The sequence below is a fragment of the Dietzia sp. CQ4 genome, from assembly GCF_014145125.1.
GTDB lineage: Bacteria > Actinomycetota > Actinomycetes > Mycobacteriales > Mycobacteriaceae > Dietzia > Dietzia natronolimnaea.
The window spans coordinates 1-12067 of the sequence record NZ_JAALDZ010000190.1; the positions used below are offsets into that span (position 1 = coordinate 1).

At 70.0% G+C, this 12067-nt stretch carries 10 protein-coding genes and 2 tRNA genes; 8 read left to right on the plus strand and 4 right to left on the minus strand.

Going from position 1 to position 12067, the window contains the following annotated elements; translation table 11 throughout:
- Positions 1-1947 (minus strand): aminopeptidase N (gene pepN, locus G6031_RS11430; protein ID WP_182653328.1); only part of this gene is annotated, 1947 nt, incomplete at its 3' end.
- Positions 1948-2041: 94 nt separating this feature from the next.
- On the opposite strand from pepN, the gene G6031_RS11435 reads away from it, so the two are divergent.
- Genes G6031_RS11435 through G6031_RS11445 form a run of 3 tightly spaced genes read left to right on the plus strand, consistent with a single transcriptional unit; the run spans position 2042 to position 4092 of the window.
- A complete protein-coding gene (locus G6031_RS11435) occupies positions 2042-2668 on the plus strand; it encodes a DsbA family protein (RefSeq protein WP_179524910.1) in 627 nt (208 codons plus the stop codon).
- Between the two features lie 45 nt (positions 2669-2713).
- Positions 2714-3187, plus strand: a complete 474-nt coding sequence (locus G6031_RS11440; protein WP_179524911.1) for a ribose-5-phosphate isomerase — start codon at positions 2714-2716, stop codon at positions 3185-3187.
- A gap of 56 nt (positions 3188-3243) precedes the next feature.
- Positions 3244-4092, plus strand: coding sequence for an Fpg/Nei family DNA glycosylase (locus G6031_RS11445; RefSeq protein WP_182653329.1), 849 nt, complete (start codon positions 3244-3246; stop codon positions 4090-4092).
- Positions 4093-4348: 256 nt separating this feature from the next.
- On the opposite strand, the gene G6031_RS11450 is transcribed toward G6031_RS11445, so the two are convergent.
- A tRNA-Gly gene (locus G6031_RS11450) sits at positions 4349-4422 on the minus strand.
- A 198-nt stretch (positions 4423-4620) separates the two neighbouring features.
- On the opposite strand from G6031_RS11450, the gene G6031_RS11455 reads away from it, so the two are divergent.
- From G6031_RS11455 to clpX, 5 genes are all read left to right on the plus strand, one after another.
- Positions 4621-4697 (plus strand) — tRNA-Pro (locus tag G6031_RS11455).
- A gap of 50 nt (positions 4698-4747) precedes the next feature.
- Positions 4748-6154, plus strand: coding sequence for a trigger factor (gene tig / locus G6031_RS11460; RefSeq protein ID WP_182640150.1), 1407 nt, complete (start codon positions 4748-4750; stop codon positions 6152-6154).
- 240 nt (positions 6155-6394) lie between these two features.
- Positions 6395-7036, plus strand: a complete 642-nt coding sequence (locus G6031_RS11465) for an ATP-dependent Clp protease proteolytic subunit (RefSeq protein ID WP_107748149.1) — start codon at positions 6395-6397, stop codon at positions 7034-7036.
- Positions 7037-7107: 71 nt separating this feature from the next.
- Positions 7108-7731 carry an ATP-dependent Clp protease proteolytic subunit gene (locus G6031_RS11470; RefSeq protein ID WP_179526200.1) on the plus strand — a complete coding sequence of 208 codons (624 nt, stop codon included), beginning with the start codon at positions 7108-7110 and terminating at the stop codon, positions 7729-7731.
- 147 nt (positions 7732-7878) lie between these two features.
- Positions 7879-9147 carry an ATP-dependent Clp protease ATP-binding subunit ClpX gene (gene clpX / locus G6031_RS11475; protein WP_182640151.1) on the plus strand — a complete coding sequence of 423 codons (1269 nt, stop codon included), beginning with the start codon at positions 7879-7881 and terminating at the stop codon, positions 9145-9147.
- Positions 9148-9153: 6 nt separating this feature from the next.
- Here clpX and G6031_RS11480 read toward each other — a convergent pair whose 3' ends face one another.
- Positions 9154-10449, minus strand: a complete 1296-nt coding sequence (locus G6031_RS11480; protein ID WP_347237886.1) for a benzoate/H(+) symporter BenE family transporter — start codon at positions 10447-10449, stop codon at positions 9154-9156.
- Positions 10446-12067, minus strand: a 1622-nt coding sequence (locus tag G6031_RS11485) for a LuxR family transcriptional regulator (RefSeq protein WP_241737312.1), incomplete at its 5' end; no start/stop codon positions are given. The genes G6031_RS11480 and G6031_RS11485, both read right to left, overlap by 4 nt.

The window sequence follows — 12067 nt, forward strand, 5'->3', positions numbered from 1 at the left end:
CTCCGAGGCCCGGGCCGCCGCCAGCATCGCGTCCGAGAACTCCGGCCAGCCGGTGGCGGCCGCCCAGTCCGGGTCGGCGTACCTGGACAGCGCGGACTGCGCCTGGGCCAGCACGCGCTGGACCACGCCGATGTGGGCCTCGCGCGGGGCCGCGCGGGTGACCACCTCGACGAACCGGCGAGCCGGGAGCCGGGCCTCCCGGGTCATCTCCCACAGTGCGGACCAGCACAGGGTCCGGGCGAGCGAGTCCGTCACGTCCTCGATGGAGCCCAGGACAGTGGTCAGGGAGCGCTCGTCCAGGCGCACCGAGCAGTACGTCAGGTCGGCGTCGTTGGGCAGGATCAGGTCGGGGACGGGAAGGCCGGACATGTCCGGGACGGTCGTGCGCTCGGCGTCCACGTCCAGCTCCGCGAACGCGGTGCGCACCAGCGCGCCCGAGTCGTCACGGCTGTAGAGGCCGACCCCCAGACGGTGGGTGCGCAGCTCCCCGGCACCCGGGGCGGCGGGTCCCTGCACGACGGTCAGTTCGGAGATCGTCGCCTGGGCGTCGTCTGCGGTGTCCACCTCCACCGAGATCGGGTTGATGCCGGTGGTCCGCAGCCACTGGTCGGCCCAGTCGGACAGGTCGCGGCCGGAGGAGGCCTCGAGGGCCCGCAGGAGGTCGTCGAACTCGGCGTTGCCGAAGGCGTGCTCGGCGAAGTAGGCGCGCAGGCCGGCCAGGAACGGCTCGCGTCCCACGTACGCCACCAGTTGCTTGAGCACGGACGCGCCCTTGGCGTAGGTGATCCCGTCGAAGTTGGCCTCGACCGTCTCCAGGTCCGTCATGTCGGCCGCCACGGGATGGGTGGAGGGCAACTGGTCCTGCCGGTACGCCCACGCCTTCTCCACATTGGCGAACGTGGTCCACGCGTCGGTGTACTGCGTGGCGTCCACCTGGGCCAGGACCGAGGCGAAGGTCGCGAACGACTCGTTGAGCCACAGGTCATCCCACCAGCGCATGGTCACCAGGTCGCCGAACCACATGTGGGCCATCTCGTGCAGCACCGTCTCGTTACGCCGCTCGTAGCGGTAGGCCGTGACGCGGGAGCGGAAGACGTAGTCCTCGAGGAACGTCACGGCCCCGGCGTTCTCCATGGCCCCCGCGTTGAACTCGGGCACGAAGATCTGGTCGTACTTGCCGAACGCGTACGGCATGCCGAATTCACGGTGATAGAACCCGAAGCCCTCCTTGGTCTCGGCGAACAGCCGATCGGAGTCGAGGTACCCGGCGAGCGACGCACGACACAACAGTCGTAGTGGAATGGTCCCGTGCTCGTCGACGTAGGAGTCCTCGACCACGTGATAGGGGCCGGCGATCAGGGCCACGAGGTACGTCGACAGGATCTCCGTCTGCTCGAACCGGTGCACGACCGCTCCCGACTCGCCCGGGGACTCTCCGGCCGGGGTGTTGGCCACCACGACCCAGGAGGCGGGGGCGGTGACGGTCAGCGTGTAGCGGGCCTTGAGGTCGGGCTGGTCGAAGCAGGCGAACACCCGCTTGGCGTCGGCGGTCTGGAACTGTGAGTAGAGGTAGACCTCCCCGTCCACGGGATCGACCATGCGGTGCAGGCCCTCGCCGGTGGAGGTGTACGCCAGATCGGCGTCCACGACGAGCTCGTTGGTCTCCTGCAGGTCGGGCAGCGTCAGCCCCGCCTCGTCGTCATAGTCCCCGGTCTCCAGGTCCCGTCCGTTCAACGTCACCGACCGGATCCGCGCCGACCTCAGATCGATGAATGTCTCCGCCCCGGGTCGGGAGCAGGTGAACCGGACCACCGTGCGGGACCGGAACGTCCCGGATCCCGGTCCGCCGGAGCCGTCGGTGAGGTCCAGGTCCACCTCGTAGGTGTCCACGTCGAGCAGTTCCGCCCTGGCGGCGGCGTCGGAACGGGTGAGATTGAGCGAGCGCATCGGAGGTCCTCGGTTCCTGGGCGGGGGTGGTGGCCCCAGTCCTACCACCCGCGGCGGGGTGGCAGTCGGGGACCCGGACGAGGAGGATGGGGTCATGACATCTTCTGGTTCCGACGCCACCCGTTCCGTCGACTTCTGGTTCGACCCCCTGTGCCCCTTCGCATGGGTCACCAGCCGCTGGATCCTCGAGGTGGAGAAGGTCCGGGACATCGAGCTGACCTGGAACGTCATGAGCCTGTCCGTCCTCAACGACGGCCGGGACCTCCCCGAGGACTACCTCGCGCTGATGACACGCGGTTGGGGCCCGGTCCGGGTCGCGATCGCCGCCGCACAGCGTCACGGCCAGGAGGTCCTGGGCCGGCTGTACACCGAGCTCGGCACCCGCATCCACGACCAGGGACGGGGGATCGAGGACCCCACGGTGATCACCGAGGCGCTCGAGGCCGCCGGACTGGACGCGGGTCTCGCCGCCGCGGCGGCGTCGGATGAGTACGACGACGAGCTGCGCGCCTCGCACCACCGTGGCATGGACCCGGTGGGCGACGAGGTCGGCACCCCGGTCGTGCACGTGGACGGCGTGGCCTTCTTCGGTCCCGTCCTCACGCGCATCCCGCGCGGCGAGGACGCGGGCAAGGTCTTCGACGGCGCCGCCCTGCTCGCGGAGTACCCCTATTTCTTCGAGCTCAAGCGCAGCCGCACCGAGGCCCCGCAGTTCGACTGAAGGCCCGGGGGTGCGGCGGGTGCCGAGCGTGGCAGAATCGCCGCCATGCGCATCTACCTGGGAGCGGACCACGCCGGCTTCGAGACCAAGAACGTCATCGCCGAGCACCTGAAGACCTCCGGCCACGAGGTGGTCGACTGCGGCGCCCACAGCTACGACGCGGAGGACGACTACCCGGCCTTCTGCATCGACGCGGCTCGCAAGGTCGTGGCGGACCCGGGCAGCCTCGGGATCGTGCTGGGCGGCTCCGGCAACGGCGAGCAGATCGCGGCCAACAAGGTTCCCGGCGCCCGCTGCGCCCTGGCGTGGAGCGTCGAGACCGCGCGCCTCGCCCGTGAGCACAACAACGCGCAGCTGATCGGTATCGGTGGGCGCATGCACTCGCAGGAGGAGGCACTGGCGATCGTCGATGCGTTCCTCGACCAGAGCTGGTCGGAGGCCGAGCGTCACCAGCGTCGCATCGACATCCTCGCCGAGTACGAGCGCACCCACGAGGCCCCGCCGGTCCCCGGGGCCTGATCAGAGAAGCGCCCGAGAAGCGTCGTGCCCGGGCGACACCATGCCTGAGACACTCCGTGCCTGAGGGGCACACCCTCCACCGGCTGGCCCGCCTGCACACCGAGTACTTCGCGGGCGGGCCCGTCCGCGTCTCCAGTCCACAGGGGCGGTTCGCGGACCACGTCGTCGTCGACGGTAGGTACTTCGAGCACGCCACAGCCGTCGGCAAGCACCTCTTCCACCACTACGAGGGCGGCCTCGCCGTCCACGTCCACCTGGGGCTGTACGGATTCTTCGACACGCACCTCGTGCCGCAGGGGGAGGAACCGCCCGCGCCGGTGGGGCAGGTGCGGATGCGGGTCGGGGCGATGCTTCCCGGCGGGGGGTCGGAGGGCCGGCCCGCCCACTACGTCGACCTGCGCGGACCCACCAGGTGCGACGTCATCGACGAGGCGGGTGTGGCCGAGGTGCGCGGCCGTCTGGGCCCCGATCCCCTGGATCCCGACGCCGATCCCGGGCGGGCGTGGGCGCGGATCACACGCAGTGCGCGGCCGGTAGGTGCGCTGCTCATGGACCAGAAGGTCCTGGCCGGAGTCGGGAACGTCTACCGCGCCGAGGTGCTGTTCCGGCACGGTATCGACCCGTTCCGAGCCGGCTCGCGGGTGACGGAGGGCGAGTTCCGCGCGATCTGGGACGACCTGGTGCAGTTGATGGAGGTGGGGGTGGAGACCGGCGCCATCCACACGATCCGCCCGGAGCACGACCACGGGGACGTGCCCCGACGTGGTGCCGACCGGCCGCGCAACTACGTCTACCAACGGGACGGCTGGCAGTGCCGGGTGTGCCGCGACGAGATCGTCCTGCAGACGTTGGAGGCGCGGACCCTCTTCTGGTGTCCGACCTGCCAGCCGGAACGGCCGCGCTGAACCCGTCGCCGGGTCGCAGCCGCGGGCGGGCGGGTTAGCCGGTTAGCGGGCGAGCATCTCGCAGCCGCACGTCGCGACGGCGTCTCGCGGGCACAGAAGTACCTGCGAGACGCCAGGCCCAGGGGCGGCTGGGGTCTGGTCGAACAGGCGCTACCGCGAGACGCCATGCCCAGGGGCGGCTGGGATCCGATCGAACAGGCGCTACCGCGAGACGCCATCCTCGGGAGCGCCGGGAGGGCGTCGCGGGGGCGTCGTGTGGAGCGGGCGACGGGAATCGAACCCGCGTAGCCTGCTTGGAAGGCAGGGGCTTTACCATTAAGCTACGCCCGCATCGGCGGCTGACCTGGGGTTTCCCCCTCGTCTCGCTCGCGCTGAGACAACACTACCGGACCGGTGCGGCGCTCCCAACTCCCGGCCCGCCAACTCGGAATCTGCCGTGATGCGGCACTGTCGTACACTGGGCGAGTTGGTTTGGCGGCCCGGCAGGTTTCCCGCGTACGGCGCGGGGTGGTCGGTCGCGCGACTCACCGGGATGTGGCGCAGCTTGGTAGCGCATCCGCTTTGGGAGCGGAGGGTCGCAGGTTCGAATCCTGTCATCCCGACCAGCGGAGCCCGAAACACGAACCCCACACGACTTTCCTAGGAGATCATCACCGTGAAGAGCACTGTCGAGCAGCTGAACCCGACCCGGGTCAAGGTCACGGTGGAGGTGCCGTTCGCTGAGCTCGAGCCGGACTTCGCCAAGGCGTACAAGTCGCTCGCCGGCCAGGTCAACATCGCCGGCTTCCGTCCGGGCAAGGCCCCCGCCAAGCTCCTCGAGGCGCGGATCGGTCGCCCGGCGGTCCTGGAGCAGGTCATCAACGACATGATCCCGACCCGCTACGGCCAGGCCGTCGACGAGCACGACCTCAAGGTCCTCGCGCAGCCGGAGATCGAGGTGACCAAGCTCGAGGACGGCGACGTCGTGGAGTTCACCGCCGAGGTGGACGTGCGCCCCGAGATCACCCTCCCGACCTACTCTGAGCTGGCGGTCACCGTCGAGGCCCCCGCCACCGACGAGGCGGCGGTGGAGACCGAGCTCGACAACCTCCGCGCCCGCTTCGGCACCCTCAAGGGCGTCGAGCGCGGTGCCGAGAAGGGCGACTTCCTCTCGGTGGACCTGGCCGCCACCGTCGACGGCGAGCCCGTCGACGAGGCCTCGACCGAGGGCCTGTCCTACGAGCTCGGTTCCGGCACGCTCGTCGAGGGCCTCGACGACGCCGCCGAGGGCCTCAAGGCCGGCGAGTCCAAGGAGTTCACCTCCTCGCTCGTCGCCGGTGATCACGCCGGCAAGGAGGCGGTCATCACCGTGACCGTCCAGTCCGTCAAGGAGCGCGAGCTCCCCGACGCCGACGACGAGTTCGCGCAGATGGCCAGCGAGTTCGACACCCTCGACGAGCTCAAGGCCGACCTCACGGAGAAGGTGGCGCAGCAGGCCAAGGCCGGCCTCGCGGGCGAGATCCGCGACAAGGTCCTGGACGCGCTGATCGAGGCCACCGACGTCCCGACCCCGGAGTCCCTCGTCGAGTCCGAGGCGCACGCGCAGATGCACCAGCTCATCGACCAGTTCGGTGGGGACCCCGCGATCCTCGACCAGGCGCTGGCCGCCGAGGGCACCGACCGCGAGACCTTCGAGGCCGAGACCCGCGAGGGCGCCGCGCGCGCCATCCGCAGCCAGCTGCTGCTGGACGCCGTGGCCGAGGACGCCTCGACCGAGGTCTCGCAGGAGGAGCTCACGCAGCACATCATGTTCCAGGCCCAGCGCTACGGCATGGACCCGAACCAGTTCGTGCAGCAGATCCAGCAGGCCGGCCAGCTCGGGTCGCTGTTCTCCGATGTGCGGCGCTCCAAGGCCCTGGCCGACGTGATCGTCCAGTCGAACGTCACGGACACCGAGGGCAACACGGTCGACACCACCGAGTTCTTCGGCTCGCGTGAGGAGGAGGCCACCGACTCCGCCGAGGGTGCGGAGGCCGCCGAGGCCGAGACCGAGACCACCGACGGCAAGGGCGACGACGCCTGACCGTCACCGCCTGAACCACCCCCGGAGCCGGGGACCACCCGACGGTGGTCCCCGGCTCCGTCGTTCACGTCGACGGCGCCCGCGGCGGCGGCAGCGGACGGCGACGCTGAGAGCGAACACCCGCCCCGTCGGGACGGTTCCGTCGTGGGTGTTGGTTACTGTTTGACGTAACGGATACCCGGCCGCCGGACGGCCGGGCACCGCGGGAGCGGTGAGACGACCAGCGAAGGTAGGTACCCCGTGGCCCAGAACGGTTCAGCGGCACAGCCCGGTTCGACGCAGCCCGCCCTCAGCTCGCCCGGATCCCACGGGCTGACGCTCGGCGACTCGGTGTACGAGCGTCTCCTGCAGGAGCGGATCATCTTCCTGGGGTCCCAGGTGGACGACGACATCTCCAACCGCCTCTGCGCGCAGATCCTGCTGCTCGCGGCGGAGGACCCCACCCGCGACATCGCCATGTACATCAACTCGCCCGGTGGCTCGGTCACGGCCGGGATGGCGATCTACGACACGATGCAGTTCGTTGAGTGCGACGTGGCGACCTACGGCATGGGCCTGGCGGCCTCGATGGGCCAGTTCCTGCTGACCGCCGGGACCAAGGGCAAGCGCTACGCGCTGCCGCACGCCAAGATCATGATGCACCAGCCCTCGGCCGGCGTCGGTGGATCGGCCGCCGACATCGCGATCCAGGCCGAGCAGTACGCCGCCACCAAGCGCGAGATGGCCGAGCTCATCGCCCAGCACACGGGCCAGTCGTTCGAGCAGGTCACCGAGGACTCGGACCGTGACCGGTGGTTCACCGCCGAGGCGGCCAAGGAGTACGGCTTCGTCGACCACGTGATCGCGCGCGCCTCCCAGACCGGCGGAACCTCGCCGTCGTGACCATCGAACCCGTCGCCCACGGGAGCGCTCCCGCAGCCCAGCCCGCCCCGCACACCACCACGGAGTCACCGATGACCTCACTGCCGACCTCGCGCTACATCCTGCCCTCCTTCGTCGAGCACTCGAGCTACGGCGTCAAGGAGTCCAACCCGTACAACAAGCTCTTCGAGGAGCGGATCATCTTCCTGGGCACCCAGGTCGACGACGCCTCGGCGAACGACATCATGGCCCAGCTCCTCGTCCTCGAGGGCCAGGATCCGGACCGCGACATCACCATGTACATCAACTCGCCCGGTGGGTCGTTCACCTCGCTCATGGCGATCTACGACACGATGCAGTACGTGCGTCCCGACATCGTGACGGTGTGCCTGGGGCAGGCGGCCTCGGCGGCCGCGGTCCTGCTCGCCGCGGGCACCAAGGGTAAGCGGGCCGCCCTGCCCAACGCCCGCATCCTCATCCACCAGCCCGCCACCGGCGGGATCCAGGGCCAGGTCTCGGACCTGGAGATCCAGGCCGCGGAGATCGAGCGCATGCGTCGCCTCATGGAGACGACCCTGGCGCTGCACACCGGCCACGAGGCGGACAAGATCCGCAAGGACACCGATCGCGACAAGATCCTCACGGCCGCCGAGGCCAAGGACTACGGGATCATCGACACCGTGTTCGACTACCGCAAGCTGTCGTCGACCAACTGACGTCCGGGCGGCGCGCCGTAGTGGGTAGCGGTGCGCCGTCAGGTCCAATGAACTGATCGCGCGGGGGGTCGGAATTGTCGGCCCTCCCGCGTACCGTCGACTACGGGGTGTGAATCCGGGCCCCTGGAATGCGAGGACGTAGAACTCATGGCACGTGTGGGTGAGAGCGGCGACCTGTTGAAGTGTTCCTTCTGTGGGAAGAGCCAGAAGCAGGTCAAGAAGCTGATCGCCGGTCCGGGGGTCTACATCTGCGACGAGTGCATCGAGCTGTGCAACGAGATCATCGAGTCCGAGGTCGAGGACTCGCAGGACTCGGCACTCGACGAGCTGCCCAAGCCGTCGGAGATCCACGCGTTCCTCGACGAGTACGTGGTGGGACAGGACGCCGCCAAGCGGAACCTGGCGGTGGCCGTCTACAACCACTACAAGCGCATCCGGGTGGGGACCTCCCTCGGTCGCGGTGACGCCGTCGAGCTGGCCAAGTCCAACATCCTCATGCTGGGTCCGACCGGGTGTGGCAAGACCTATCTCGCCCAGACCCTGGCCAAGATGCTCAACGTCCCGTTCGCCATCGCCGACGCCACCGCGCTGACCGAGGCCGGCTACGTCGGCGAGGACGTGGAGAACATCCTCCTCAAGCTCATCCAGGCCGCGGACTACGACACCAAGCGTGCCGAGATGGGCATCATCTACATCGACGAGGTCGACAAGATCGCCCGCAAGGCCGAGAACCCGTCGATCACCCGCGACGTGTCCGGCGAGGGCGTCCAGCAGGCGCTGCTGAAGATCCTCGAGGGCACGCAGGCATCGGTTCCCCCGCAGGGTGGACGCAAGCACCCGCACCAGGAGTTCATCCAGATCGACACGTCCAACGTGCTGTTCATCGTCGCCGGGGCCTTCCAGGGCCTGGAGAAGATCGTCGGTGACCGCGTGGGTCGCAAAGGCATGGGCTTCGGGGCCGAGGTGGCCAGCAAGAGCTCCCTGGACACCACCGAGAACTTCGCCGACGTCATGCCCGAGGATCTGGTGAAGTACGGGTTGATCCCCGAGTTCATCGGGCGCCTGCCGGTCGTGGCGACGGTGACGAGTCTGGACCGCGAGGCGTTGGTCAACATCCTCAGCGAGCCCAAGAACGCGCTCGTCAAGCAGTACGCCAGGCTCTTCGAGATGGACGGCGTCGAGTTGGAGTTCACCACGGACGCCCTCGAGGCCGTGGCCGACCAGGCGATTCTGCGGGGCACAGGCGCCCGCGGCCTGCGCGCCATCATGGAGGAGGTCCTCCTCCCGGTCATGTACGACATCCCCGGACGTGACGACGTGGCCCGCGTGGTGGTCACCGGCGAGACGGTGCGCCACAACGTGCTGCCGACGATCGTCCCGTTCTCCGACTCCGAGCCGCGGGAGAAGTCGGCGTAGGACCCGTCAGCTCGTGGTGCGGCGCTCCAGCAGCGCCGACACCGCGAGTCCCAGGACGATCCCCCAGAACGGCGCGGAGATCCCGAGCAGGGACACGTCGGCCACCGTCACCAGCAGACACACCAGCGGCCCCAACGCGCGGTCGGTGCGGAACGCCGTGACGAACGCCGACTGCAGTGGCGCCAGCATCGCCAGCCCGCCGAGCGCCGCGACGAAGGCCGCCGGCGTCCCGACCATGAGGCCGACGAACGCGGGGGAGAGCACCCCCACGATCAGCGCCAGCCCACCCGTGCCGATCGCGGCCGCGTAGTGCCGGCGGGGCTCCCCGGATGAGACGAGCAGCGCGTTGGTCGGTCCGGTCAGGCACGTGGAGACCCCGCCGATCGCGGAGACCAGCAGAGACCAGATCCCGCACGCCACGGCGCAGGCGTTCACCGGCGGATGATGCCCCTTGGCACGGAGAACCCCGACCCCCTGGCCGTTCTGGACGACGAGCACGGTGACGGCCAGGGGGACCACCAACTCCGTGAGACCGCGGACGGTGAACTCCGGCCCCTGCACCATGGGGACGGCGAGGAGCCCGTCGTCCAGGACTCCCCGCGACAACCCGCCGTCGAGTATCACCGCGATGATCCCCACCAGCATCGCGGAGAGAATCGGCGGGACCACCCGGGCCACCCGCGGAAGGGCCCCGACGGCGAGGAAGGCCACCACCATGGGCAGGGCCACGGTGGCGGAGGTCCACACCGCGTCGACCAGACCGAGGCCGAACCGGAGGAACACCCCGGCCACCATGGCCATGATCAGGGGCATCGGAATCCAGTCCATGACCCTGCGCGCGACCCCGCTGAGGCCGATCAGCAGGATCACCACGCCCGTGATGACGTAGGCGCCGAGTACCTCCGACCACCGAAGATGTCCGAGCGAGTTGCCCACGATCACGGTGCCGGGGATGGTCCAGAAGAACGCCAACGGGGTCCGGTAGATCCAGCTCATGAGAATGGTGAGGACCCCGTTGGCGAAGAACACCCCGAAGATCCACGAGGACAGTTCCTGCGGGGTCAACCCGCCCTGTTCCCCCGCGGCCAGGATCACGGCGACGGGGCCGGTCGCGGAGAAGATCAGCGCGATGAGGGCGTTGGCGCATTCTCTCGGGCCCAGGTCCGCCAGCACCCGCCGCGGCGAGGGTCGGCGGTGGTGGGGGATCTCGATCGGCAGCAGGGCGGCGGTCCGGGACGGGTCTCCCGCCGGGGCGTCGGTGTCCCGGCTCCGACCGTCGGTGGGGGCGCTGTCGGTGGTCACGGGACTCCTGACTCGTCGGGATCGGGCCCGAACGGGTGGCGGGACCTGGCGACGTGGGCCGCCAATTCGGTGCGGCCGTTGATCCCGAGCTTCGAGTAGATGCGGGTGAGGTGGTACTGGATCGTCTTGACGCTGAGGAACAGCTCCTCGGCGGCCTGGGCGTTGGTCCGCCCCGCCGCGACGAGGGTGGCCACGGCCCGTTCCTGCGGGGTGAGGGTGGAGTTGCCGACCGCGCGGGCCACGTCGACACCCCCGGCGCGGCGCTCCCGCTCACAGCGCTCGACGTAGGCATGAGCACCGAGTTGTTCGTAGAGGTCTCGGGCGGTCCCGAGGGCGAGGTGGGCCTCGCGGCGCCGACCGGCCCGACGCAGGGTCTGGCCGAACCCGAAGTGCATCTGTGCGGAGTAGTACGGCATCGCCAGTCCGTCGAGGTACTCCAGGCTCCGGTGGAAGATGCGGGAGCATTCCTCCACGTCCCCGCGGACGGCGGCGATCCGGGAGCGGACGGCGCCGAGCCTGGCCTGCGTGGACCGGTGGCCCAGCTCCACGGCCCGCTGTTCGGGGGGACCGATGAGCGCCTCGGCGTCCTCGAGCCGGCCGGCCAGGACGAGGGAGTGGGCGTAGAGATCGTGCCACGGCCAGAAACCCGGCTGGTCGATGTCGAGCCGGAGGGACAGGGCGTGCAGCGGTTCGGCGGCCCGCCGCACCGAGGTGTAGTCACCGGCGGCGGCGGCGACCTGCATGCGCCCCATGGCGGAGGGGATGATCTGCACCGGGTAGGCGTCCGCGGTGGTGGTGAGGTGCCTCAGGTGTGCGGCCGCCCCCAGGTGGTCGCCGCGCATGGACCTGATGACGGCACCGGACCAGTGGATCACCGGGGCGAGCAGGTCCAGTTCGAGGTCCTCGAGACGTCTGGCGGCGGTGTCGACGACCCGGAGCGCCTCGTCCCAGTCCCCCCGGAGCAGGTGGGTGCGTGTGAGCCACGCCTGAGCCCACAGCGAGATCCGCGCGGAACCGGAGACGTCGGCCGTCGGCACGGCGGAACCCAGGCGGTGGCGGGCCGTCTCGAGATCGTCGTGGGCGAGCGCGATCCATCCGGAGGCCATCTCGAAGCGCTGGGCCACCGCGGGGGCGAGAGAACCGATCCGGTCCTCGTCGGTGACGCCGCCTCCCGGGGCGGCGTCGATCGCCTCGCCCAGGACGGTGATGGCCCGGGCCTCCTCGACCTCCGGTTGGTCGGGATGGGCGCCCCCGATGACGACCCCGGCCCAGTGCCTCAGCTGGTCGGGGCGCCACAGGCACAGTGAGTGCACCACGAACTTCTGGGCGAGTGCGACGGGGTCGGGGGCGGTGACACCGGGAGAACCGGACTGCCCGGCGTCGAGGGCTCGCCGGAGGAGTGCCTCGGCCTCTCCCGCGTGTCCCAGGTGGAGCGCGAGCGAACCGAGGACCGCATCGCGGCGCGGGTCGGGCCGGACCCGGTCGAGCGTGTGGGACAGCGCGGCGGCCTCGCTGATCCGACCCGCGCCGAGGAGGGCGTCGATGCCGTCGATGTGGAGCCCCCGCGCCTCCTCGGGGTCGGCGGTGAGCGCCGCCGCCGTGAGGTAGGCGTGGCCCG

What these genes read in the sequence shown, in the direction of transcription:
- G6031_RS11435 (WP_179524910.1), top strand. Translation starts at nt 2,042, where the DNA reads ATGACATCTTCTGGTTCCGACGCCACCCGTTCCGTCGACTTCTGGTTC.
- G6031_RS11440 (WP_179524911.1), top strand. Translation starts at nt 2,714, where the DNA reads ATGCGCATCTACCTGGGAGCGGACCACGCCGGCTTCGAGACCAAGAAC.
- G6031_RS11470 (WP_179526200.1), top strand. Translation starts at nt 7,108, where the DNA reads ATGACCTCACTGCCGACCTCGCGCTACATCCTGCCCTCCTTCGTCGAG.
- clpX (WP_182640151.1), top strand. Translation starts at nt 7,879, where the DNA reads ATGGCACGTGTGGGTGAGAGCGGCGACCTGTTGAAGTGTTCCTTCTGT.